Origin of the sequence: Methanolobus vulcani (genome assembly GCF_900100715.1) — an archaeon.
Lineage (GTDB): Archaea > Halobacteriota > Methanosarcinia > Methanosarcinales > Methanosarcinaceae > Methanolobus > Methanolobus vulcani.
The window spans coordinates 133,680-156,926 of record NZ_FNCA01000003.1; the positions used below are offsets into that span (position 1 = coordinate 133,680).

The window sequence follows — 23,247 nt, forward strand, 5'->3', positions numbered from 1 at the left end:
CCCGTGTCATTCCTCTGCAACTTCTTCAAGTTGTTTGATTACAACCACAATGTTGTTTCTCAAGTCCTGCTCATTTGTTATTTTCAAGTCATTAGAAACGTATTTGCTTATCTCGAACGACTTTCGCACTACTCTGACATTAAAGTCAAAAACCTTATCAAGAAGACCTTTTTGAGGAGTTACACCTAAAAAGTCTACATCCATATGATTGCCAAGTACATTGGCTTTCAGTTCAATTTTATCAAGAGGAGAACCTGGTTTTATGTAAATAATATGATGTTTCACAAAACCAAAGTGCTTCTCTATACCTCTCCAGCCGTATTCTTCCATTAATTGATGAAGAGCGACAACAAGGTACTTATCCTTGCTTGAACTTGTTCCCGTACCTGATCCTGTGCTGGGATTGCTCATTCTATTACTTCCTTTGGATGAATATAATAATTACAACAGAAGGAAATTAGCTTCCTTCCTATCCGCGGTACATAGGTTTAATATTTAGTTATATCTTTTCATACTACATGAGGTATAAAACTGTTGCCATTGTACTGATAGCGGTTTTCACAGGATTATTAATGATAAATTATGTTCAGGACATGGGTTCACATAGCCTTCCAGAACAACAAATTTACTCACAAACCAGAAGCCTGATGGACACTACGGTAACTATCACGGTAGTAAGTTCCAACGAAACATCTGCTATAGAGATAATCGATAATGCTTTTGAAAAAATAAAATATATTGACGAATTAATGAACAACTACGATAATAGTAGTGAGATCAGCATTCTCAACAAAGATGACAAAGTAACTGATGCTGATCCCGAACTTGTCAGTGTGATAGATCGCTCTATATATTATTCTGAAAAAAGCAATGGAGCCTTTGACATATCAATTCAGCCGATTCTTGACCTCTGGGCCAGCAAGTATGCGCCAGGTGGAACAAACCAGCCTCCTACATCTGATGAAATCAATCAAACACTGAAACTTGTCAATTATTCAGCAATAATTGTAGAAGGAAACAATGTTTCCATGAATGAAGGAATGAAAATAACTCTGGGTGGTGTCGCAAAAGGATATGCGGTTGATGTTGCTATAGAGTCTTTGAAAAGTGACGGAATAAGTTCAGGATTTGTAAATGCAGGCGGTGACGGAAGATACATTGGTACAAAGCCGGACGGCAGTCTGTGGAGAGTAGGTTTGCAGAACCCAGATAAGAGTGGAGACGCAGTAACTATCATGAACATCCGGGATGTTGCAGTGGCAACAAGCGGAAATTATGAAAGATATTTCAGCGATGAAGCAAAGGTTTCACACATAGCAGATCCCAGAACAGGATATCCTTCAAGTAACCTGATAAGCAGTACTGTCATTGCTAAAACTGCAATGGATGCAGATGCTCTTGCAACTTCCGTATTCATACTTGGAGAAAAGGATGGACTTGCGATGATTGAGAAACTGGACGGTGTGGAATGTCTTATCATAACTAATGACAAAAAGATAATAAGGTCTTCGGGATTCTCATCCTACGAAAGCAATTAGAAAATAAGTTTTGCCTGCATTATTGCAGGCTGACCTCATGAAGGGTTTCATAAATAGGCCCTTTAGGGGTCAATGTACTCTTTTTTAACTTGATGGACGTTACATCCATAGAGCCGATCTCAAAATCCTTCAACTCATCAAGCAGTTCAAGGAATTCTGCTTTTTTCTTTTTAGGGAGATATTTTACTCTTGCCAGAGTGGCGTGAGCACTAAATCGGTGAAGAGTAGGCTCAAATTCAAAAGATGAGAGACTACTTTCTATCTGCTCATAAAGCGCATCAAAATTACCTTCACATCCAAGCCAGATGACCTTGGCAAATTTTGGTTTGGGGAAAACACCAATACCTTTTACATTAGAACTGAATGCTTCACATTTCACATTGTCAAGAGCCTTTGATATATCAGGAAGCTGATTTTCTGGCACTTCACCAAGGAATTTCATGGTAACATGCACCAGACCAGGATCGACAAACTTGAATTTGAATTCATTGAACTTCAATTGAATTTCGGTAATCTTTTCATGCAACTCCACAGGGAGATCTACCGCAACAAAAGCTCTCACCACACATATCACCAATTACCATTTATACTGAGGACATAAATTAATATCGCTGCTAAACATGTGTTATTTATAAAATGAGCATATATAATATCTTATGTTTCAGTAGTTCTATTGTTGATATAAAAACAGAGGGGATAATTTGGACAGTGCACAGGTAGTTGTCAACACTGCTGTCAAGCTTGCAGAAGAGCTTAAGTCAACGGCGATAATCATATCAGGAGAAGCTAATTTTGAGAAGCCTGAGACAAGCATACCTGTATATTTTGCAAGCAGCAAACAAAAGAATATAATAGATCACCTGGTGGCAAGCAGCAAAACAAAGGAAGAAAAAACAAAAGAGATCCTTGATAAGATAGGTCAGCAGGCTGCCGGAAAGATCGAACAGGTGGAGAATGTCTCTGCAATCGAACTCATAATGGAAGAGATCAACGAAGGAACCATTATAGGCATAATAGAAAGTAAGGACTCTTATGCCATTGTTGTCCATAACCTTGAAGATAATGTTATTGTGAAGAAAATGAAGGAATGTGAAGAGAGGGTTGCTCCGGATGTTCTGCGCGCTGTCCTGAAAATCGCTTTTGATATATCCAACACCGGTCGTGAAGGTAAACAGATTGGTACGGCTTTTATTATAGGTGATGTGGAAGAGGTCATGATGCGCTCACACCAGATGATCTTAAATCCCTACGCTGGCCAGGAAAACTCAGATTGCGACCTGAAAGATAGGAAGAACTGGGAATCTGTTAAAGAGTTTGCCCAGCTTGATGGTGTTTTTGTTATATCAGAAGAAGGTATTGTCGAAGCTGCCGGAAGATACCTGGATGTTGATGCAAGAGAGATAGCCGTTGAAAAAGGTCTTGGCGGACGTCATGTATCAGCAGCGGCAATAACCAGAGATACCGTGTCCATTGCAATTACTGTTTCACAATCAGGCGGAGTCATTCACATTTATATGGATGGGAAAGAGCTCATGTATATAGAATCAACTGAAAGGGCTGTGCGCCTTCGCTAATAGCTTAAAGAGTTACAGATCACAAAAATGATAGGACTTTTTACTTAAACTCTTTTTTAATTCGATTTCCTTAATCCGAGAACAACATTTCAGAAAAATCGGTTGGATTTTTTGAAAAAAAAATAAATTGACCGGCAGAAACTACCGATCATTTACGTAAGTCTTGTTATTTCTACTCAAACTTAAATTGGCAACTTTATTCCAACTGAGTCAAATACAAGTGCAGTTGCAAGGTAAAGTGCTGCAATGCCTGTGATCAGGGTAATAATTCCTGCAATTGCCAGTGGGAACATTCCGAAGAATACAAGTGCAAGACTGAAGAATGTGAGGTCAAGCACTATGAAGACCAGAGTGATCATCTTCACACCGATCTTGAGTGTAGCAATTGTGAGTGTGGTTGCGATGAGACCCCATACGAGTGTGAAGAATCCCATTGATGAGGCACTTGCTGCCTCTACTGGTGCACTGAAAAGTCCTGCTGGTGCAAGGTTGATGTATGAGAATGCGAACCACCAGAGACCGAATATTGTGAATGCTGTTGCAGCAAAGGTGTCACCTTTCTGCCAGAGTTGCCATCCTGCCAATACTTCTGCGACACCACCAAGTGTTATTGCCATTGAAATAACCATAAGGGCATCTGAAAACATGCCTGAGTTCAATAATCCTGCAAATGTTGCTGCAAAACCAAGACCGTAGAAACCTACTGCTGCCGGACTTGCTGCAGACAAATCTTTAATTGTAATTTCTCCTTCCATAGTTTATCACTTCCCTAAGATAAATATTGGATAAATATCAAATAATATTCAAATTATTATAACTGTTTATGCTGACCTTAAAATTAAATGTCAGAAAGTCTTTACCATCAATTCTTGTAATACGTAACTGCTTGCTACCTCCATCAAGTGTTACCTATTTCACCTCCTGCTAATGACTTTAAAATAGAAGTATATATCATTTTTGATTATGACAAAATAGAATACTAGATACTAGATGTTTTTTTCATGAATAAAGAAAGATAATCGATTAAAAACCAGTTTAAAATAGAATAAAGCTTTTTTTTGCTATAAAACACTAAAAAAAACCTGCAAAACTAAACTCAAATATAAAATAAAAAATATATTATTTGAAGAGGTTTGCTGTTTGTATGTTATGCACAATACATACAACATCAACACGAAAAGTTTAAATATTAAAATATAGCATACTTTTTGCTTTTTTAAATAAGAGAAACATTGCAGATTCAGCGATCTTAAATTTTAAAACGCAGCAAAGCAGCGATACCACCAAGGGCTAGCAGCTTCTGGCCAGGTTCAAATATTGTGCTGAAAACAACTATTTTACCCTGCGAGTGCTCTACTGCTTGCAAAAATGAATCAATATCACCTTTTTCACGTTCCATCCTCAACATCTCATCAGCAACCAGAAGTGTATCAATGGAGCCATAATCCAGAGCCATCTTTACTTCCTCAAGTCCGTAGGCAACCTTGCCGTCCACAGAAATTTCCTTTAACAGGTCATCCATTAAGCGTGACTCGCGGGCAATGCGGGACTCCTCCATGATCCGGTCCACAGCCCCACGCTTCAATACTTCCTGGAAACCGGACATTCCTATGGAAGAAGTATCCTCTGTAACAACACGGGTCGAGAAATCCGCTTCTTTTGCTCTCAGGTACTTCATGAAATCATCTTTTATGAATCCCGGACCTGCAACAACAACAGCTTCAGACTCTGATGCTGCATGCAGCAACTGATCAATAATTTCCTGGAAAAAGACTTCCCTTAAAGTACCTTCACTCCTTTTTCCTGAAGACTGGCTTATGTGAGAATATAACTCAATACCATAATGACGCACCAGGCCAATATCAGCATCTCCTTCCTCAATAGCAAGGATAACAACCTTCGGACGCTTGGAAGAAGCCTCAGCCTCATTTATACGTTCGATCTGGTCTTTTTTCCAGGTTTTGATTATTGAAAGATCAAGTCCTTCCTCTACATTAAAAGTATGATAGTGACCTGCATCCATACCCTGTTCTATCAGACCATGTATCCTCAATCGATTTGAGAATTTATGGAATTCAAGTTCTTCTACACGGATACCCAGTCTTACTGTTTTTTTCTCAACTTTTTCAGGTCGTAGTTTATCAGCAGAGGTATCTGCCTTTCTTTTAGTAAGAGCAAATATGAGGTCACCTTTCTCTATAATATACTTCAGGTGCCATAGATCATCCAGAGTCTCAGGAACTATCTTAATCTCACCTTCTCTGCCTTTCAAATTTCTCTTTACGACCCGCATATTCACACCTTAAATTTCACACCTTGATATCAGATTCACCTGGTGGAAGCATCATTGCTATCTTATCAGGTGATGCGATCTGCTTTACAAAATTTGTATCTTTTAATTTCTCGACATATATCTTGTATATCTTTTTAGCAACATCATTCTGGTTATACTTACCCGGAACAACTTCCACCACATGCTGACCATGTTTACGGACAGCAGATGTCGGGCCGCCAATGACCCTTGTACTTCCTTCAAGTTCAAGGCCAATAGCTGCAGCAACCTGAACATCCCTGAAATAGTTCCTCTCACCACGTATTACGAAGGAACCTTTCTTAAGGTATTCTCCGGTTTCAGGGGTCTTGGAAACCTGTTCAGGTTTTATCCAGTAACAATCACCGCTAAACTGGCCTGACTTCCACACACTTGAATAAGAAACCACAAATTGAGCAGTCTCCTGCAGTGTTGATTCAGGCACATCCTTGCCTATTGTCTTGATAACTGTAATAGGAGCTCCGGGGTCCTGTGTATGGAATACGATATCACGTTTTTCCATATATTTCTTAACAATTTCCTCATTAGTGTCGGCATCCCTGCCTGCAACCACGAGGAATCCATCAGAGGACATGAACCACCTGAAACGTTCGTACCAGTACTTCTTATTACTGACCTTGCGCCTGTTAGAAACTTTCTTTTCACGTTTCTGCATGGCAAGTTTAGTATCTTCTATGGCTTTCAGGGCACCATCCTTCTTTTTGGTGAGCTTCTTGGCCTTATCATAATAGACCTGTGCATTCTGAGGAATTGTAAGTTTAATATCTATAGTAGCTCTTGTGCCGTCAAGATTCAGAACAATATTCCCTTCTGCTGAATTGATATTCTCGATCCATTTTGCAGCAGGAACAGTATCCTTTGCCTTTTTCACAATGGATTTGATCTCATCCCATGAATAGCCCTTGTCACGAGCCTGTTTCAGGACGTTGATTATCTGTTCTATCTCAACATAATTTGCATAGATAACTTCTGCAATTCGAGTTTGTTTATCTGCATCCTTTCCGAATTTATCAATGGCATCTTCCTGCTTTTGCAGACGGCGGGCAAATATGTCAACCTTCTCTTTCTTGACCGCTGTGACCGCTTCCTGCACTGATTCTGCAGCAGCTTTTCCGAAGAACTCATCAAGAGCAGCGTTAAATGTAGGAAATGATTCTTTTTCAGAATCCTTGTATATAGATAACTCAAGCGGAAGCACATCAAATGGCTTCATCTCACCCTTATCCTCTTTTTTCACAAGACAGGGTTGCAAATCACCTGATAACAGTGGTTTGAATAATTTCTGAAGAGCAGAAATGATAGCCTCTATTCCATCGGAACCTATTTCCTTTGCTGGCTCGGACTTGTTAACTCCTGACCTTGCACATACTTCTTCCGCAAGCACTCCACCAAGGTTGAACCTTGTTGCAATGGTCCTTACAACATCAGCATCCGATGCTGCGAATACATTTTCAAGATCGTTTGCGGTGGCATCAACCGGGCTGATCTGGGCTTCAGGGTACTGGTAAACTTCACCGCTTCGTATTCTTCTTCCCTTGAAGGTCACAGGCTTCATCGGAAGGATAATCTTTCTCTCGGAATCAAGAAGGACAATATTTCCCGGGGAGAACAGTTCCACAACAAGAACAGTGTCTACTCCGCCACGTACAACACCTATCTCAAGAATCCTGTCAAAGTCATACTGTTTAACAAAAGTGATGCGCCCTGCCATGATGTGTTTTCTGAGCATCATGGGGAATGATTGCGGTATTTTTGGGCTTGGACGGATATGCTGGCTCATATGAGCACGCTTTCCTGCCTCGATCACAAGGTTATGCCTGCCTTTTTCGTAGACAAAGAGATTTATCCTTATCTCGTCAGGTGCAGGCTGGTAAATCTTAGCGATCTTAGCATCTATTATAGATGTCTCACCTGAGCTTAGCTCAAGGGCAAGGGCAGCTACATCAGCACTCGTCATTTCCTTCTTCATGCGTGGACTATAATGTAGACGGTGACTATAAGGTTTATGACGCATAAAGCAGATTTAATATCAAAGCGCGATTGCAAAATAGGAGCTACAGGCATAAGATGGATGAAAGGACAAGACAGTTCGTGGTATCTGCTTTCCAGAACTATTATTCTACGGCAGACATAAAGTTACCACCCGAATTCACTTCAAGAGAATGGGGTTTCATTGAGTTTACCAGCAGACAGGATACTTTCATGAAAAGACACCGTGCTTTTGGTTCCGAGGGAGAACTTCACGATTACCTGCGCGGGATCGGACCTGCACATGCATACTATTCTGTTGCATACTACAAGTATCCGGGCGCTCCTAAAATGAAGGAAAAGAACTGGCTTAAAGCCGACCTTATTTTTGATATTGATTCTGACCACCTGCCCGGAGGAATTAATTCCTACGCTGATATGCTTGAGAAAGGAAAAAAAGAAACATTGAAACTTCTGGAGTTCCTTATGGATGATTTCGGGTTCAGGGAAGAACAGGTGCATGCAGTGTTCTCAGGAGGCAGAGGATATCACTTCCACATCAGTGAGGATTCAGTACTGTCACTTGGAAGTGCGGAAAGAAGGGAGATAGTTGATTATGTCAGTTCAAAAGGACTAAATCTTGAAAGGATATTTTCCAAGAAAGACATATCCGGTGACGCTGGTGCAGAATCTGCCAAGATGTCAGTTTTCCCATCTGAAGATGATGGAGGTTGGGGGGGACGTATCAATCGTTATCTAATATCATATCTCAGTTCAATTGCAAAAGACGAAAATGCTGTTAAGATACTAAGCGGATTCAAAGGAATTGGAAAGACCACTGCAGAGAAACTTGTGGATACATTTCAGGATGAATCAAGAGTTGCTGCATTGAAAAAAGGAAAAATGGATGCACTTGGTGGAATTAAGAAAGATATTCTTATGACCTTTATAGGTCAGGGTGTTGAGCAGATGGCAGCATGCGTTGATGAACCTGTCACTGCAGATATAAAGAGACTTATCAGGCTTCCTGGTTCGCTTCACGGGAAATCTGGAATGAAAGTCACAGCTCTTTCAATTGATGAACTTGAAACTTTTGAACCGCTGAACGATGCAGTTGTCTTTAGCGACAAGTCGGTAAAAATAAAAGTAATAAAGCCGTTTGCTGTGCAAATGAAAGGGAAGGACCTTATGGTCGAGGAAGGCGTACAGGAAGTTCCTGAATACGCCGCAATATACCTTATGTGCAGAGGTGTTGCAGAATATGGACGGTAATGAGCTTAAGAATGTACTGAGAGACGAAGGTAGTTCTACACTCAAATCACTGCACCCGGGTTTTTACAGGGATGTTGAGAAGTATCTCAAGGAGCTGGAAGAAGAACTGTCCAAAATAGACAATCCTCGCTCAGTTGAGTTTAAAATGCTTGACAACGAGTTACAAAGTGCCATTACTGACATTGAGATTATTTTCATGCGTCGTATCCGTAAAATAATAGACTATGCAAGAACGAACGCCTTTTCCAGCATGCCACCTACCCAGGACATGAGCAAATTACTTCCGGAAGAGAAAAAAGTATATGATTCGGTGCTCACCGCAATAAATTCAGCACGCTCAGAATTGCTGATACCAATCCTTGATCCGCAGGCAGCAATCAATAAGGTTGAAAAAGAGACATCAAGAAAGATTAAAGCTGATGCTACTGAAAAAATACCAGACACATTCAATGCCGAAAGCTCAGAACATATGAATGCGGACATGCCATCTAAGACCAGCAATAAAGATGAAATAGGCAAAAGTAATATAAATAAAGAATTCGTTGTTGTGCGAATACTGGAGGACCTGCCTACTTTCAAGGCTATGGATAATCGCAATTACACATTACATGCCGAAGATGTTGTTGTTTTGCCTGCCCTGAATGCAAAGGGACTGATCAAACGCAACGTGGCACAAATAATCCTGTAAAATTAATAACTTATCAAGGTGAAGATATTGAAGATTCCAAAGAGATTCAGAACACACTGCCCTTCATGCAAAAAACACACAGAGCATGTTGTTGAGAGAGTAAAGAAGGGTAAGGCATCAACACTTACACACATCGAGAGACAGAAGAAACGCCAGACCGGAATTGGAAACAGTGGAAAGTTCTCTAAGGTTCCTGGTGGAGACAAACCAACAAAGAGAATATGGCTCAGGTACAGGTGCACAGAATGTAACAAGGCACACCAGAGACCATGCTTCAGAGCAAAGAAATTCGACTTCGCAGAGTGATTATCATGATTAACAAACCAAAAAGCAGATTCTTACGCGTAAAATGCAATGATTGTGAGAACGAGCAGGTAATTTTCGGCAGTGCAAGCCGCAAGGTAACATGCCTTGTATGCGGAAGGACACTCGCAGAACCTACCGGCGGCAAGTCAACAATCACAACACACATACTCGAAGTACTTGAGTAGATCAAAGTGATTTATAATGGATGATAACAACTGGCCTGAAAGCGGGGACTTTGTTGTTTGTACCGTAAAGAACGTAACTGATTTCGGTGCATACACAACCCTTGAAGAATTCGGTGGAAAAGAAGGTTTTATCCACATATCCGAGATTAAGGCCGGATGGGTCAAATACGTAAGAGACCATGTTCGCGAAGGGCAGAAGGTAGTCTGCAAAGTTCTGAATGTGGACCCTTCACGTCGCCACATCGACCTGTCCCTTAAAGATGTCAATGAGCACCAGAAACGTGCAAAGATCCAGGATTGGAAGAATGAGCAGAAGGCATTCAAATGGCTTCAGTTCGTTTCAGAGGAAACTGGAACCGGTGAAGATGAGATGGACAAGGTCAAGCTCAAATTGCTGGATAGTTTTGGCAGTCTTTATTCTGCATTCGAAGAAGCAGCCATGAATGGCGAGGATGCTTTTAACGATGTTAAGATGAAGAAGAAGATTGTCACAAGCATTGTAAAGGTTGCTCAAAGCAATATAAAACTGCCATTTGTAGACATTGCCGGATACATAGACCTCAATTGTTACCTGCCTGACGGAATAGAGATCATAAAAATGGCTCTGGAAGCAGGAAATGAAATAGAGGAAGAAGGGGTAAAAGTAGACATCAGTTACACTGGTGCACCAAGATATAGAATCAAGGTAATTGCCCCGGATTACAAAAAAGCAGAGTCCGTGCTGAAAAAGTCTGCAAAAGCAGCCATTGATACTATTGAAAAGCTTGGTGGAAAAGGCGAATTCCACAGGCATAACGACACCGTTAAGGCGTGAGACCCTTTGGGACAGAAGATCTTCAAATGCAGGAATTGCGGCAGATATACATTGGAGACTGTCTGCCCGAAATGTGGTTCGAACACATTTAGGCCACAACCTGCAAGATTTTCCCCACTGGACCCTTATGGCAAATATCGCAGGATAGCAAGAAGAGAGGGAGACCTGTGAAGGAAATAGAAGTAATACGCATAAAAGAGGATGTGCAGCTTAACAATCCGGTTCTTATTGTTGGACTACCGGGTGTAGGACACGTCGGAAAACTTGTTGCTGAGCATCTGGTGGAAGAGCTTGAAGCAGAGAAACTTCTGGAAATATATTCCCATCATTTCCCACCTCAGGTTCTTGTTGATGAGAACAGTGAGATACAGCTTGTGAACAACGAGATGTTTGTCTGCCACACGGAAAAACACGACATTGTTGCACTGATCGGTGACCATCAAAGTTCTTCAACTGAAGGTCATTATAAACTTTGCACACTTTACCTTGATCTTGCAATGGAATTCGGAATTGAGAGAATATACACCTTGGGCGGATTCCCAACAGGACAACTTACTTATTCTGACGAAGTTCTTGGAGCTGTCAATAACATCGAACTTGTTGAAGAGCTAAAAGAATATGGGGTCAACTTCAAAGAGAACGAACCCGGAGGGGGTATCGTTGGAGCGTCCGGCCTTCTGCTGGGACTCTGTAAGTTCAAGAATATAGATGCTGCCTGCCTCATGGGACTTACTTCAGGATATCTCGTAGACCCAAAGAGTGCACAGTCACTTCTTAAGGTCATATGCAAGATATTTAACATTGACATCGATGTAGGTCCACTTGAAGAGCGTGCCAAGGAAATGGAAAAGATAGTTGCAAGGCTCAAGGAAGTTGAGCAGCAACAGAAAGGCATGCCGGAAGTGAGCCCCGTTAAAGACGATGACTTAAGATACATTGGCTAATAAAAATGCTGATCAATGCCGACCTTCACCTGCATTCCAAATATTCGATGGCTTGCTCGAATAAAATGGAACTGCCAGTAATGGCAGAAGAAGCAGCAAAAAAAGGCATAGATCTGGTTGCAACAGGGGATTGTACCCATCCACAGTGGCTCAAGGAAATAAAAAAAGCCTCAATAGATGATGAGACCATAGCCATCGGGAAAACTAATTTTATAATCACTACTGAAATAGAGGATAGCAGCCGCGTTCACCATCTTTTATTGCTACCCTCGATATCCAAGGCAGAAGAACTTGCAGAAAGAATTGGCAAATACTGTAATCTTGCAGCGGATGGCCGTCCCACTGTAAGGCTCAACGGCTGCGAGATAGCTGAGATAGCAAAGGATGTAGAAGCACTCGTCGGCCCATGCCATGCATTCACTCCGTGGACCGCACTTTATGCTTACCACGATTCACTGGAAAGCTGCTATGGAGACATGACAGGCTATATTTCATTCCTTGAACTCGGACTAAGTGCTGATAGTGACTATGCAGACAGGATAGAGGAACTTCACCGACTTACTTTTCTCTCAAATTCAGATGCACATTCACCATGGTCCAACAAACTGGCGCGGGAATTCAACCAGATAAGTGTCCCGGAGATATCCTTTGACGGACTGCGAACAGCCATACTCAGAGAAGAAGGATACGGTGTAACATACAATGCGGGTTTCTATCCACAGGAAGGAAAATACAACGAATCTGCATGTATCAAGTGCTACACACATTACACACTGGAACAATGCCATAGTTTGAAATGGAAGTGCAGTAATTGTGGCGGTCTTATCAAAAAAGGCGTAAAGGATAGAGTCAATGAGCTGGCTAATTTTGATACTCCAAAACACCCACAATACAGGCCTCCTTATGTTCACTTGATGCCTCTTTCTGAAATTATTATGACTGCACTTGGGCATGCCAGTATTAATACGAAAGGTGTTCACACTGCATGGAACGGCCTGATGGAACGATATGGAAATGAACTCAACGTTCTTCTTAATGCAGAGATCAATGACATGGAATTTCTTGATGGACGTATTTCAAGTGCAATACTTGCCTTCCGGGAAAAGAGACTTATAATCCATCCGGGTGGCGGTGGACAATACGGCCATATTGAGATTCCGAAGGAAACTGATAATAAAGAAGAGATCGCTCCTAAAAAGAACCAGAGTTCCCTTTTTGACTTTTAGAGTTTTCCTCGATAGCTTTTTAAGATATTACAGCCTTCAAATCCAATGTGCCGAGGTGGCAGAGCGGACTAATCCGGCCGGCTGAAGAGCCCCGGAGTCCAAACGCGACCGGCTCGAGACCGGTTTCTCCGGAAGGAGTGCTTGGGTTCGAATCCCAACCTCGGCGTCATTTGCTTTTTTAAAATCAGAGAATCTAAATATTGAGTATTACCAGATAAGATGTTACTTTTTTGATTATTCAGAATACATGAGATTATGACATTTTTTGAATTAGATGTGAACAAAGATTATAAAAAAACATATGTATGCTGCACTTCACGGCGATAACACGCTCAAAAAAACATTAGAGTATTTTTTTATATTATTGGGATTATACATAAAAAGAATGTTAAATGTGTAAATTGTCAACAGATGAACTGATAAACTTACTATGATATTGTGAAGTGACTTCTATTGTGTGGGATACAAAATGATAAGCAAATGTACAGAAGGAAGGATGAGGAAAATAGAGAGAATACTGGATAATAATGAAGAGATCATTGATGCAGTGTCCGGTATTGTCAATGGGAAACTGTTTGGAGAAAAAACTGAAAAGCTTGGTGGTGTACTTGCACTTACACCCCAAAGAGTACTATTCCATTATAAACGAGAGAGTGGTTATTATCGATCTAAGATATACCCACTGGTTGAGATCAGTAATATCAACTTTGAAAAAGGAATCCTTGGAGCGGACATACAAATGCAGAACAGCATTAGTAGCCTCAAGGTCACACTTATACCTTTAAATGAGAATGCCGAAGAATTTGTCAGGAAGACAAAATTATACATAAATGAAATAATCCACAATAAAACATGCCAGGTTACAGGTAGCCATGACATAATAGAACAGATCAAGAAGTTATCCAGCCTGAACAAACAGGGAGTTATAACAAATGAAGAATTTAGCGCAAAGAAAAAGCAACTCCTTGGAATATAACATAAAATTATGATATAATAAAAGCTAAATACTAAATGTCTGCCTCTTTTTTATTAACTCATTTTACAAAATACGTAAGCTGCACATAAATATTTATATAGATAGCTCCAAGATAAAAGAGAAGATAATTAATTATGGAGGGATGGCTGAGTTCGAAGAACTAAAGGGAACTTTGTAGGCATATTAATTAGCTGGGATTGATGGGTTACAAAGAAGTAGGTAATTAATTTATATGTTCTGTGCAGGGGGTAGTATGACTGGAAAGTAGACATACTTTTATAATTGATTCAATGTCTATGCCCTATAATTCGTCCACTGAATTAATGATAACTAGGTGGTTGAGCATCCCAGATACAATTACTAATTATGGCGGTTTCTAGGCAGATGATAGCAAAAGAAAACACATTGGGGAAAAAAAACAGGGAGCAAAATCACCATGAGTTAGTAAAAGAGCTCAATGGAAAAATTGCTGATCTTACTGCAAGATTAGAAGTTGCCGAATCAAAACTCAAAGACACAGAAGAGTTCTACTGTGAAAGACTCAATAACCTTAACGATGTCCTTTTTTCAGTAGATACAGAAGGTTTTTTCACTTATATAAATCCGGCCATCGAAAACATAACAGGTTATTCAATAGAAGAAGTTCTGGGAACTCATTTTACAAAACATGTACATCCTGATGACATCTGTGGCCTTCTGGATGACATCGAAAAAACTGTTTCTGGTAAACATAAACCCTATATGTTCAGAATTGTAAAAAAAGATGGTGCCATAAGTTACGTGCATACCACATCCAGACCAATAGTAATAAATGGAGAACTCAAAGGAATCAACGGTTTAATGGTTGATATTGCACGACTCAAACAGGTTGAGGTCAGACTCAAAGAAGAAAGAGACCGTGCACAGAATTATCTCGATATTGTAGGAGTAATTATACTTGCAATTGATACTGAAGGCAATATCAAACTTATAAATAAGAAAGGATGCGAAATATTCGGCAAGGAAGAATGCCACCTCATATCAAGTAACTGGTTTGACCTCGCATATCCCGATGAAGAAAAAGAAGTATGGAAAAAAGATTATAACAGTTTTATTCAGGGAAAAGAGGCATTCAAACCTTATTTTGAAGCAACCATACAAACAAAAGATGGAGAAAGGATATTTGCATGGCATAACAGATGCATCAATGATAAAGATGGAAATATAACAGGAGTACTATCATCTGGAAATGACATTACTGAAAGAAAGAAAGCAGAGCAAGCACTTGTTTTTGCCAAACTAATATCTGAAAATGCAAACCGTACTAAAAGACAGTTCCTTTCAAATATAAGTCATGAACTGAGAACTCCCCTGAATCTTATAATTGGATACTCTGATCTTTTATACGAAGACTATGTGGGTACGACAACTAAAGAACAAAAAGAGTACCTGGAAGTCGTCAAAAGAAGTGGGAACAGATTACTTCTTTTGCTAAATTCAATGATAGAACTCTCAGCCATTGAAGAAGGAAAAGTCGAACTGAATTTAAAAGATTTCTCAGTACCTGTTATACTCAAAGATATCAAGAACTCTACGCTTCCAATGGCAAAGAAAAAACATATAGATCTGCAGTTCTGTATTGATGAAAATATAAAGACAATAAAAGCAGATAAGAACAAGTTCAAAACTGTACTTTACAATCTCATAAATAATGCCATTAAATTCACTAACGAATGCGGAAACATTAAAGTAGATATTACAAAAGACAGGCAGATGATAAATGTTTCAGTCAAAGATGACGGCATTGGGATCAAACAAGAGAATATCGAGAAGTTATTCCAGCCATTTTCGCAGATCGATTCTTCACTTAACCGTAAATTTGAAGGAGCAGGGCTTGGACTCAGTATTGTTAAGGAGTTCGTAGAAATGCATGGCGGGAATGTAAATGTTGAAAGCGAAATAAATAAAGGAAGTAATTTCAGCTTTACAATCCCGCTGTTAAACGAGAATAACTGAAACTCACAAGATCCATAATATCATAGATCGACTTCGTGGATCTTCACAGCAGTTCCATATGCAAGTAATTCTGCTGCTCCTGCCATTGTCTGTGAAGTTGTGAACCTCACATTCACAATAGCATCAGCATTTAACTGCTCTGCATTTTCTATCATGCGGTCATATGCTTCCTTTCTGGCCTGGGTTAGCATATCAGAATATCCTTTAAGCTCGCCACCTACAATATTCTTCAAGCCTGCTGCAATGTCACTGCCAATATGCTTGGCACGAACAGTGTTTCCAAAAACCACGGAAATAATCTCAAGTTCTTTTCCATCAATCCCATCTGTTGTAGTTACTATCATACATTCAACTCTCCATGAATTATGCTTTAGTCAATGTAAAAATAAAAGTACTGCCTTTTCCTTGCTCACTGGTGGCAACTATACTTCCACCCTGACCTTCTATTATACCTTTCACTATGGAAAGACCAAGGCCACTTCCTCCTACCTTGCGGGTAGAAGTACTGTCTATCTGGTAGAATTTATCAAATATCTTCTCCAGCTCTTCCGGACTCATGCCTATACCATCGTCACTAACACTTATCCTCACCAGATCAGAATCATCCTGCGCTGTTATCCGGATATTACCATTCTTTTTGCTGAATTTTGCGGCATTGTTCAGTAGATTAACAAAAACCTGAACCAGTTTGTCCCTGTCAGTATAGACCTGGGGAAGATCATCCGGAATTTCCACCAGTATATTCATACTTTTCTCTTTGATGACAGCGGAAAGCATCTCTAGAGAAGTATTAACTGTTTCCTCAATATCCAGAGATTCTTTATGAAATTTCATGCGGTTGGATTCGATCCTTGATATATCCAGAAGATCATCCACCATTCTGGATTGTCGGTCTATATTCCTGATAATAATATCGAGCATCTGCCTTCTAACAGGAATACTACATTCATCACTTTCCCGCAAAAATTCACTGGATGTCCTCATGGCTGTAAGAGGAGTTTTAAGTTCATGTGATACAATGGACAGGAACTCAGTTTTAAGACGGTCCAGTTCTTTGAGTTTCTTATTTGCAGCCCTCAGGGATTCATTGGATTCTTTTAGTTCCTGAGTTTTTTCTCCTACTTCCTTTTCAAGACTTTTACTCCAGTTATAGAGAATGATCACTAAAAAGGAACTTACAAAAATAATGAAAAGAACTGAAACCATTGCCACAATGAAAAGCTTAAGGTAAACTGAAACAATCAGTCGGTCAACTTCAGAGGAGGGGCTTGTCAGTGCAAGTGACCACTTCTGGTTGTACCATTCAATCGGAGAATAGGAAACGAGTCTTTCTTCATAGATAGTTCCATTTTCAAGCAGTAAATACTTACCATTGCCTTCAGAACCATTGACCTGGTCTGCTACAATTTCCTGTAAACCGGATGCATTGGAACCAAAAATATCAACATAAAGGGCGCCTCGCTTATAGTTATGGTCACCTTCATAAAGTATCCTGCCACGATCATCAATAAGATATGCATAACTTGATGAATTGGATTCAACTACATACCGGTCTTTCAGATCAGACTCTTTGATAATAGCAATAAAAGCTCCCCTGAACTCATCTCCCTCATAAACAGGAATCCAGATAAAAGCTCCATAATTTCCTTCCATGAGTTTCAAAGGATCTGTGATATAAACTTCATTGTTCGTTTTCACATATTCAAAAGCACGTGATTGATCATTCTCATAGAGGTTGAAACCTAAAGGAACGGATTCTTCCGGATAACCTGAAACTATTGTCCCATTCTCTGCAACATATTCTACCACATAGAACAATCTAGCAATTTCATAGACACTCTTTAGATCCGATTCGAAATTGTCATCGGGAACTCCTGAATCTTTTTTAGCGATGACCTCCAGAAGAGATACTCTTTCATTAAGTGTTTGTTGTATACCACCAGCAACATGCCTTGTAAGTAACAACTGCTGATTCTGATATTGTTCCTCAACAACAGACCTGACCTCTATGTTGGTCCTCATCCAGAGAAAAAAGATGGAACTTATCAGAAGCAAAACTACTACAGCAAAGATTATGAGGTTCCATTTGCTTTTACGGTTCCACATAGATCATTTTAAGATATTCAGATGTCCTGCCTTCGCAGGACCATTTTTACACGTGCTTTCAGTTCTTTCAGGTTAAAAGGCTTGGTAACGTAATCATCAGCACCAAGTTCAATACCTTCTACCTTATCATCGATCTCCCCACGCGCTGTAAGCATGATGATTGGAATATGACGATACATATCATCGGATTTTAACTGGTTGCAAACCTCAAAACCATCGATTCCAGGTATCATCAGGTCAAGCAGGATCACATCCGGTTTTTCAGAATGTACTTTATCTATAGCTTCATGACCATCCTTTGCTTCAGCAACATTATAACCTTCAGCTTCAAGGACAACTTTCAGGGATAGCAGGGCATCCATCTCATCATCAACAATGAGAACCTTCTGCCTTGTATCAGACATACTTTCCAGTGCATTTTCAACCTTGTTCACTGGCATTGATAACTTATCTGCGATCTCCTTTGCAGTTATCCCTGGATTCTCTTCCATGAGTGAAAGTATCTTTCCGCCAATATTTTCTGCTTGCATGATAATTCTACCTGAATGAGCTCATAAAATATAGCTGGATGATATTATTAAAACCTTTCTAAATATGAAAGGGTTTCTGTTTTTGTGAACAATCTGTCCGATAAAAGAAAATCTTATAAGCCATAACGGAATATTTAATTAGGATATCAATGGACGCGCTGGAAGAGATATTTGGAAAAACTGCCCAGATGACGGTATTAAAGAACCTCATTGAACATAAGGAAGAATCAACCTATCTTTCCGGCATTGCAGACGAAACCGGATTATCACACTCCAGTGTTGCAAGGGTCATAACTCCACTTATCAAAAGTGATATTGTAATTGAAAAACCCCTTGGTAAGCAAATAAGGACTTTCAGGCTCAATCTGAATAATGAGAAAACAAAGCTAATTCTTGATTTCTATGACCGCCTGAATAATATGGATTAATATTCACAGATTTAATTTTTAAAAAAATATGGGATTTCTACCTTAATTTCATCTGTTTTCAGAACTACTTAGCATCCTTTTTGCAAAAGCACCTGACAGGCCTGCCAGTACATTCAGTACATGCAAAGACAAAAAGCCTGTAAATATGCCTGCTATTGAAACAATAATTGCTTCAAGGAGTGAACTTACTTCACTAAGACCCAATACATAGAGTACTGGAGTAAACAGCATTGCAATGGTCAGGCACAATAGCAGCGTCATTAGCACCAGTGAAAAAATTCCCAGTGGGAACTTTACCAGCAGAAATACAAGGGCTTTCCAGGTAACAGGACTTTTCACCCTCCGCATGAACCTTTGAAGTATGCTACTATCAGAAACCGACTGCGTATTCATAGGAACAATCTCAGTCCCTAATAACCATATAGCCATCTGTCGTTCAAATGAAGCAATCTCCCACCATGCCAGGAAGATTAGTATGAGAATAGGAATACCGACCCAAATAAGCAACAGACCGAAACCAAATGAGAGACCTGTAACAAGGAATATAAAATAAGCAGTACCCAGTGGGAAAGAAAATAGCAGATACAGGATATTAAGATAAGTCTGCTTCTTAAAAGCAACCATCAAAAATTCACGAATAGCACCATCTACCTCCGCCATTTTTCTATTCCTCATACATCTGTTAAACTAATCATGCGTCCTCTGAAATTTATTAATATTTAATGATTCCTGAATACTGCCAGCTTTCAGAGTTACTAATCCCGATTTACTTCCCATACTCCTGAATGCGTTTTGGTCTCCTGACAACAAAGTACACAAGAGCACCGATCACATGTGTGAAAACTATAACTATGATCCAGATCAGTTTGTCATTTCCCTCGGATGGTTCTTTTGTGGCACAATCAATGAGCATCCACAACCAGAACAAAGTTCCGATTATCCCAAATCCGAAGAAAAAGATTAAAATAAAGAATGAAAATGCTATTCCAAACATATCGAACATCTTAATATCTCCTTTGCTTCTCCTTTTGATCAACAAAACCTTTATTCATGACGCAGTGCATCTACCGGATTCATCCTTGCTGCTTTATTGGCAGGATAAATACCTGCAAGCAAACCAACTATTACTGAAACCAGCATTCCAATAAGGATCATATCAATCGGGAACACGTATGGCAGTCCCATTGCAGTATCCGCAGCATATGCACCGATCACACCAAGCACAATACCCAGCACACCACCAAATAGTCCTACAACTATAGATTCCACCATGAACAGTGACAGAACCTCATGGTTCTTGAAACCAAGGGACTTCATGATACCTATCTCACCTGTTCTTTCAGTTACTGTAACAAGCATTATATTCATGATACCAATGGAACCAACTATAAGTGATATCAGTGCAACCGATGTCAGGAGTGAACCAAGTGCATCGGATAACTGGTTAACCTGTTCCAATATCTCTCCCTGATTTGTAAGTGAATATGGTTTAGCATCCTCGTTGTCCAGATCCCTGAAAGGAACTCCAAGATCCCTTGCAAGCCTCTTATCAAGCTCATCGGTAACATCATTTATAGATTCAAGACTTGTTGCGGCTGCAAAATAACCCCAGTAATAGTCCTGACCCATGATCTCATTCATAGTTGCTATTGGAATGAATATCCTGTTGTCAGGCTCTATGCCACTCTGTACGAATGTTGTTTCTGGACTATCAACAATACCTTTTACCTTGAACTTCTGAGTTATAACTTCCCCATCAGGTCTTGTAAAACTAAGCTCGATGGTATTTTTGTCAGATATCTTGCGGTCAAACTTATCATATGCAACATCATGACCTATGACAGCCATGTACTTGTCCTTGTCGTCAATGAAAGTGCCACTTTCCATCTGAATATTGCCAACCTGCTCATAGTCTTCGGAAACTCCCTGCACTGTAATCTGTCTTGCAGTTGAGAGATACGTAACCTCAGCAACTTCCTGACTCAAGGGAGAAACTCCAACAATACCAGGAGTATTTTTTATGATCTCCATTTCATGGTCATGAAATAAGTTTGAGGTCTTACCCTCAATTATAATGAAATTGTTACCTACAGAGCCGATCTCTTGTGTGAAATACTGGTTGAAACTGGCTCCCAGTGATACGTTCGCAATAACCGCAGCAACACCTATGACAATTCCCAGTGTTGTCAGAGCAGACCTAAGTTTTGAGCTGCTGATGCTTCCTACAGCCATTCTGAATGAATGTTTCAGACTCAGCATTGTTCCACCTGTAAGCCTTAGTTATTGTTCTGCTTTCTGCGTTTCATGAACACAACAGCAGGAACACCCAGCATCAACAGAATTGCAACTGCTGCAGTGGCGATACCTGCACCGCTGCCTTTCTCTTCAGTATTAAGTTTCACATCACGGACAGCAACTTCAGTATCGTGTTCATTAATTCCGTTTCTGTATTCCACGGTGATGGTTACAGGAACAACTTCTTCATTAAGATCTGTTTTTGCGTCTACCTCAATGGTGAAAAGCTCGTCAGAATCCATTGCTCCAACAAAGTATTCCTCTGGAGAGAAATCAACCCCATCAGCACTCAGCTTTACACTTACAGAACTGAGTGAGTTTGGGTGCATATTGGCAACATCGAACTCAAGAGTCCCTTCTCCGTTAGTAAGTTCCATTGGTTTTGAAGGAATGACCTTGACAGAAGCTGAATCAACTTTTACAGGAATTCTCCAGTTGTTATTATATGAGTGAGAATTTCCCACCATAGAAAGGTCCAGATAATAAGTGCCATCGGCAGCATCATCTGCAACTTCAACGTTGTAGCTCAAAGTAATAGAATCACCCGGACCCATTACACCTGAACCTGTATAACTTTCACTTATGACATCAATATGGTTGTCACCATGAAGTATTGCAGACTGAACACGTGCATTTGTATCATAGTCTGTACCGTCAATGGTTACAGAGCTTTCTGTTGCTGTATTGGTAAGAGTGAAACTGACTGTTCCGATATCTCCCGGCATAAATACTACAGGATCACAGGAGATATCGGTTAGTTCAATGGTTCCTTTGCTGTCAAATGTGCTGGAACCGACGTTTAGGTCAAAGGAGGACTTATACCATGATCCACCCTCATAGATCTGGTAATAGACATCAACTGAGCCTGTGCCCACCTTTGCGTTCTCGTCCACATATAGACGGTATTCGTGTACCGCCGCATCATCAGGAGATAATATTCCTATGAATTCCACAGCATTGTTCTGGGAATCCAGTGAGAACGGATATTCAGGGTCCATCTTAATGGAAACTGCATCTGCACGTCCGAAACCTGTATTCTCAATTTTGACACTAACATCTACATACTCACCTATCTGAGCCGGGAAAGGCTCATAGTCGATTATATCGATTTTCATGTTAGGTGCCGAATCTGCTGAGACCGGCATAATGGAAGAAGTACCTAATAAAGCTATGCAGAGTAAAATGTAAAATGATCTTTTAATCATTTCTTCAATATCTGAAAAATTAATAAGATTCATGTAAAACCACCCTCAATTGTTGCCGATATTTCCGTCCCTTATGTGGACAACTCTGTCAACATACTGCTCCATTTCAGGATCGTGAGTTATCATCACGATAGTGCGTCCTTTCTGATGTAGATCAGAAAAAATGTCCATGATCTCAACACTTGTCTTGGAATCAAGATTGCCCGTAGGTTCATCTGCAAGGATCAGTGAAGGATCGTTTATCAAAGACCTTGCAATTGCAACCCTCTGTCTTTGCCCACCTGATAATTCTGTAGGTTTGTGTTCTGTACGGTCATCAAGACCTACCAGTTTCAGCAGGTCTTGTGCCCGACCTGACGTGTCCATACCTTTTTTTGTATTGGAATAAGTTGGAAGCAGCACGTTCTCATAAGCACTGAGTCGTGGTATGAGGTTAAAATTCTGGAAAACAAAACCAATCTCAAAACCTCTGAGCTCTGCAAGCTCGTTGTCTGTGATGGCGTTTGTATCCTTACCCATAAGCATCACCTTTCCGCTTGTAGGCCTGTCAAGACAGCCAATCATATTCATCAGAGTACTTTTCCCGGAACCGGACGGACCCATGATCGCAACAAATTCACCTTTTTTGATACACAGGTCTATTCCATGAAGTATGGGCACTTCCATATTTCCCAGGAAATAACTCTTCTTCAGCCCCTGAATATCTATTACATTGTTAGTTTCAGGGTTTTGCACATTACAACCAGCCATAGCAATTCACCTTTGTACATCCAACTCGACTATTTATCGACAAGTCAGTCAATGCGAAGAAAATACTTAAACCTTTCCATAAATAGTCAAGTTTGATTATGTAGAATATTTAACT

26 protein-coding genes and 1 tRNA gene are annotated in these 23,247 nt (G+C 40.1%); 14 read left to right on the forward strand and 13 right to left on the reverse strand.

All coding sequences use genetic code 11. The features are described from left to right. Positions 1–6: 6 nt before the first annotated feature. Positions 7–411: a hypothetical protein gene (locus BLP52_RS05495; RefSeq protein ID WP_091709423.1), complete on the reverse strand. Its 405-nt coding sequence runs from the start codon at positions 409–411 to the stop codon at positions 7–9. A gap of 107 nt (positions 412–518) precedes the next feature. On the opposite strand from BLP52_RS05495, the gene BLP52_RS05500 reads away from it, so the two are divergent. Further along, positions 519–1,538: an FAD:protein FMN transferase gene (locus BLP52_RS05500; protein ID WP_091709426.1), complete on the forward strand. Its 1,020-nt coding sequence runs from the start codon at positions 519–521 to the stop codon at positions 1,536–1,538. Positions 1,539–1,557: 19 nt separating this feature from the next. On the opposite strand, the gene thpR is transcribed toward BLP52_RS05500, so the two are convergent. After that, the gene (gene thpR / locus BLP52_RS05505) at positions 1,558–2,100 is read right to left on the reverse strand and encodes an RNA 2',3'-cyclic phosphodiesterase (RefSeq protein WP_091709428.1); all 543 of its coding nucleotides are present in this window, start codon (positions 2,098–2,100) and stop codon (positions 1,558–1,560) included. A 139-nt stretch (positions 2,101–2,239) separates the two neighbouring features. Here thpR and BLP52_RS05510 point away from each other — a divergent pair, with 139 nt between their 5' ends. Beyond that, the gene (locus BLP52_RS05510; RefSeq protein WP_091709430.1) at positions 2,240–3,112 is read left to right on the forward strand and encodes a DNA integrity scanning protein DisA nucleotide-binding domain protein; all 873 of its coding nucleotides are present in this window, start codon (positions 2,240–2,242) and stop codon (positions 3,110–3,112) included. A gap of 182 nt (positions 3,113–3,294) precedes the next feature. On the opposite strand, the gene BLP52_RS05515 is transcribed toward BLP52_RS05510, so the two are convergent. The 3 genes from BLP52_RS05515 to rqcH form a co-directional block, all read right to left on the reverse strand. Further along, a complete protein-coding gene (locus BLP52_RS05515; protein WP_091709432.1) occupies positions 3,295–3,867 on the reverse strand; it encodes an acetate uptake transporter in 573 nt (190 codons plus the stop codon). 494 nt (positions 3,868–4,361) lie between these two features. Then, the gene (locus BLP52_RS05520; RefSeq protein WP_091709434.1) at positions 4,362–5,405 is read right to left on the reverse strand and encodes an mRNA surveillance protein pelota; all 1,044 of its coding nucleotides are present in this window, start codon (positions 5,403–5,405) and stop codon (positions 4,362–4,364) included. 16 nt (positions 5,406–5,421) lie between these two features. Next, positions 5,422–7,413: a ribosome rescue protein RqcH gene (gene rqcH / locus BLP52_RS05525; protein WP_091709436.1), complete on the reverse strand. Its 1,992-nt coding sequence runs from the start codon at positions 7,411–7,413 to the stop codon at positions 5,422–5,424. 98 nt (positions 7,414–7,511) lie between these two features. On the opposite strand from rqcH, the gene priS reads away from it, so the two are divergent. From priS to BLP52_RS05580, 11 genes are all read left to right on the forward strand, one after another. Then, entirely contained in the window at positions 7,512–8,684 is a 1,173-nt protein-coding gene (gene priS / locus BLP52_RS05530; RefSeq protein ID WP_091709438.1) for a DNA primase catalytic subunit PriS, read from the forward strand. After that, positions 8,674–9,372 (forward strand): hypothetical protein, encoded by a 699-nt coding sequence (locus BLP52_RS05535; protein WP_091709439.1) that lies wholly within the window; start codon positions 8,674–8,676, stop codon positions 9,370–9,372. The genes priS and BLP52_RS05535 overlap by 11 nt, the downstream gene beginning before the upstream one ends. A gap of 27 nt (positions 9,373–9,399) precedes the next feature. Beyond that, positions 9,400–9,678: a 50S ribosomal protein L44e gene (locus tag BLP52_RS05540; protein ID WP_091709441.1), complete on the forward strand. Its 279-nt coding sequence runs from the start codon at positions 9,400–9,402 to the stop codon at positions 9,676–9,678. 5 nt (positions 9,679–9,683) lie between these two features. Beyond that, complete coding sequence (locus tag BLP52_RS05545) at positions 9,684–9,863, forward strand: 30S ribosomal protein S27e (RefSeq protein WP_023845697.1); 180 nt, start codon at positions 9,684–9,686, stop codon at positions 9,861–9,863. A gap of 16 nt (positions 9,864–9,879) precedes the next feature. Further along, positions 9,880–10,677, forward strand: coding sequence for a translation initiation factor IF-2 subunit alpha (locus BLP52_RS05550; RefSeq protein WP_091709443.1), 798 nt, complete (start codon positions 9,880–9,882; stop codon positions 10,675–10,677). 6 nt (positions 10,678–10,683) lie between these two features. Continuing rightward, positions 10,684–10,848, forward strand: coding sequence for an RNA-protein complex protein Nop10 (locus tag BLP52_RS05555; protein ID WP_091709445.1), 165 nt, complete (start codon positions 10,684–10,686; stop codon positions 10,846–10,848). Beyond that, on the forward strand, positions 10,845–11,621 hold the full coding sequence (locus BLP52_RS05560) for a proteasome assembly chaperone family protein (RefSeq protein ID WP_091709447.1): 777 nt from the start codon (positions 10,845–10,847) through the stop codon (positions 11,619–11,621). The genes BLP52_RS05555 and BLP52_RS05560 overlap by 4 nt, the downstream gene beginning before the upstream one ends. Before the next feature lie 5 nt (positions 11,622–11,626). After that, entirely contained in the window at positions 11,627–12,847 is a 1,221-nt protein-coding gene (locus tag BLP52_RS05565; RefSeq protein WP_091709449.1) for a TIGR00375 family protein, read from the forward strand. Positions 12,848–12,896: 49 nt separating this feature from the next. Beyond that, positions 12,897–13,013, forward strand: a tRNA-Ser gene (locus BLP52_RS05570). Positions 13,014–13,316: 303 nt separating this feature from the next. Continuing rightward, a complete protein-coding gene (locus BLP52_RS05575) occupies positions 13,317–13,823 on the forward strand; it encodes a PH domain-containing protein (RefSeq protein WP_091709451.1) in 507 nt (168 codons plus the stop codon). Positions 13,824–14,207: 384 nt separating this feature from the next. Next, positions 14,208–15,818, forward strand: coding sequence for a PAS domain-containing sensor histidine kinase (locus BLP52_RS05580; RefSeq protein ID WP_162272941.1), 1,611 nt, complete (start codon positions 14,208–14,210; stop codon positions 15,816–15,818). Positions 15,819–15,838: 20 nt separating this feature from the next. Here BLP52_RS05580 and BLP52_RS05585 read toward each other — a convergent pair whose 3' ends face one another. From BLP52_RS05585 to BLP52_RS05595, 3 genes are read right to left on the reverse strand one after another with little or no spacing between them, the layout of a single operon-like run. Further along, on the reverse strand, positions 15,839–16,162 hold the full coding sequence (locus BLP52_RS05585; RefSeq protein WP_091709455.1) for a YbjQ family protein: 324 nt from the start codon (positions 16,160–16,162) through the stop codon (positions 15,839–15,841). A 19-nt stretch (positions 16,163–16,181) separates the two neighbouring features. Continuing rightward, positions 16,182–17,924: a sensor histidine kinase gene (locus BLP52_RS05590; protein ID WP_091709457.1), complete on the reverse strand. Its 1,743-nt coding sequence runs from the start codon at positions 17,922–17,924 to the stop codon at positions 16,182–16,184. A 17-nt stretch (positions 17,925–17,941) separates the two neighbouring features. Then, entirely contained in the window at positions 17,942–18,454 is a 513-nt protein-coding gene (locus tag BLP52_RS05595; RefSeq protein ID WP_091709459.1) for a response regulator, read from the reverse strand. Positions 18,455–18,603: 149 nt separating this feature from the next. On the opposite strand from BLP52_RS05595, the gene BLP52_RS05600 reads away from it, so the two are divergent. Continuing rightward, positions 18,604–18,882: a hypothetical protein gene (locus BLP52_RS05600; RefSeq protein ID WP_091709461.1), complete on the forward strand. Its 279-nt coding sequence runs from the start codon at positions 18,604–18,606 to the stop codon at positions 18,880–18,882. Between the two features lie 48 nt (positions 18,883–18,930). Here the strand turns inward: BLP52_RS05600 and BLP52_RS05605 are convergent, their stop codons facing one another. The 5 genes from BLP52_RS05605 to BLP52_RS05625 all read right to left on the reverse strand — a co-directional run bounded on the left by BLP52_RS05605 (position 18,931) and on the right by BLP52_RS05625 (position 23,132). Further along, entirely contained in the window at positions 18,931–19,542 is a 612-nt protein-coding gene (locus BLP52_RS05605) for a sensor domain-containing protein (protein ID WP_162272942.1), read from the reverse strand. Positions 19,543–19,648: 106 nt separating this feature from the next. Beyond that, positions 19,649–19,885, reverse strand: a complete 237-nt coding sequence (locus BLP52_RS05610; protein WP_202905731.1) for a PLDc N-terminal domain-containing protein — start codon at positions 19,883–19,885, stop codon at positions 19,649–19,651. Positions 19,886–19,926: 41 nt separating this feature from the next. Beyond that, a complete protein-coding gene (locus tag BLP52_RS05615; RefSeq protein ID WP_091709465.1) occupies positions 19,927–21,141 on the reverse strand; it encodes an ABC transporter permease in 1,215 nt (404 codons plus the stop codon). 17 nt (positions 21,142–21,158) lie between these two features. Continuing rightward, entirely contained in the window at positions 21,159–22,415 is a 1,257-nt protein-coding gene (locus BLP52_RS05620; RefSeq protein ID WP_091709467.1) for a COG1361 S-layer family protein, read from the reverse strand. Positions 22,416–22,427: 12 nt separating this feature from the next. Next, entirely contained in the window at positions 22,428–23,132 is a 705-nt protein-coding gene (locus BLP52_RS05625) for an ABC transporter ATP-binding protein (protein WP_091709469.1), read from the reverse strand. Between the last annotated feature and the right edge of the window lie 115 nt (positions 23,133–23,247).

What these genes read in the sequence shown, in the direction of transcription:
- BLP52_RS05495 (WP_091709423.1), bottom strand. Translation starts at nt 411, where the DNA reads ATGAGCAATCCCAGCACAGGATCAGGTACGGGAACAAGTTCAAGCAAG.
- BLP52_RS05500 (WP_091709426.1), top strand. Translation starts at nt 519, where the DNA reads ATGAGGTATAAAACTGTTGCCATTGTACTGATAGCGGTTTTCACAGGA.
- BLP52_RS05515 (WP_091709432.1), bottom strand. Translation starts at nt 3,867, where the DNA reads ATGGAAGGAGAAATTACAATTAAAGATTTGTCTGCAGCAAGTCCGGCA.
- BLP52_RS05520 (WP_091709434.1), bottom strand. Translation starts at nt 5,405, where the DNA reads ATGCGGGTCGTAAAGAGAAATTTGAAAGGCAGAGAAGGTGAGATTAAG.
- rqcH (WP_091709436.1), bottom strand. Translation starts at nt 7,413, where the DNA reads ATGAAGAAGGAAATGACGAGTGCTGATGTAGCTGCCCTTGCCCTTGAG.
- priS (WP_091709438.1), top strand. Translation starts at nt 7,512, where the DNA reads ATGGATGAAAGGACAAGACAGTTCGTGGTATCTGCTTTCCAGAACTAT.
- BLP52_RS05535 (WP_091709439.1), top strand. Translation starts at nt 8,674, where the DNA reads ATGGACGGTAATGAGCTTAAGAATGTACTGAGAGACGAAGGTAGTTCT.
- BLP52_RS05545 (WP_023845697.1), top strand. Translation starts at nt 9,684, where the DNA reads ATGATTAACAAACCAAAAAGCAGATTCTTACGCGTAAAATGCAATGAT.
- BLP52_RS05550 (WP_091709443.1), top strand. Translation starts at nt 9,880, where the DNA reads ATGGATGATAACAACTGGCCTGAAAGCGGGGACTTTGTTGTTTGTACC.
- BLP52_RS05565 (WP_091709449.1), top strand. Translation starts at nt 11,627, where the DNA reads ATGCTGATCAATGCCGACCTTCACCTGCATTCCAAATATTCGATGGCT.
- BLP52_RS05575 (WP_091709451.1), top strand. Translation starts at nt 13,317, where the DNA reads ATGATAAGCAAATGTACAGAAGGAAGGATGAGGAAAATAGAGAGAATA.
- BLP52_RS05580 (WP_162272941.1), top strand. Translation starts at nt 14,208, where the DNA reads ATGATAGCAAAAGAAAACACATTGGGGAAAAAAAACAGGGAGCAAAAT.
- BLP52_RS05585 (WP_091709455.1), bottom strand. Translation starts at nt 16,162, where the DNA reads ATGATAGTAACTACAACAGATGGGATTGATGGAAAAGAACTTGAGATT.
- BLP52_RS05590 (WP_091709457.1), bottom strand. Translation starts at nt 17,924, where the DNA reads ATGTGGAACCGTAAAAGCAAATGGAACCTCATAATCTTTGCTGTAGTA.
- BLP52_RS05595 (WP_091709459.1), bottom strand. Translation starts at nt 18,454, where the DNA reads ATGCAAGCAGAAAATATTGGCGGAAAGATACTTTCACTCATGGAAGAG.
- BLP52_RS05600 (WP_091709461.1), top strand. Translation starts at nt 18,604, where the DNA reads ATGGACGCGCTGGAAGAGATATTTGGAAAAACTGCCCAGATGACGGTA.
- BLP52_RS05605 (WP_162272942.1), bottom strand. Translation starts at nt 19,542, where the DNA reads ATGGCGGAGGTAGATGGTGCTATTCGTGAATTTTTGATGGTTGCTTTT.
- BLP52_RS05610 (WP_202905731.1), bottom strand. Translation starts at nt 19,885, where the DNA reads ATGTTCGATATGTTTGGAATAGCATTTTCATTCTTTATTTTAATCTTT.
- BLP52_RS05615 (WP_091709465.1), bottom strand. Translation starts at nt 21,141, where the DNA reads ATGCTGAGTCTGAAACATTCATTCAGAATGGCTGTAGGAAGCATCAGC.
- BLP52_RS05620 (WP_091709467.1), bottom strand. Translation starts at nt 22,415, where the DNA reads ATGAATCTTATTAATTTTTCAGATATTGAAGAAATGATTAAAAGATCA.
- BLP52_RS05625 (WP_091709469.1), bottom strand. Translation starts at nt 23,132, where the DNA reads ATGGCTGGTTGTAATGTGCAAAACCCTGAAACTAACAATGTAATAGAT.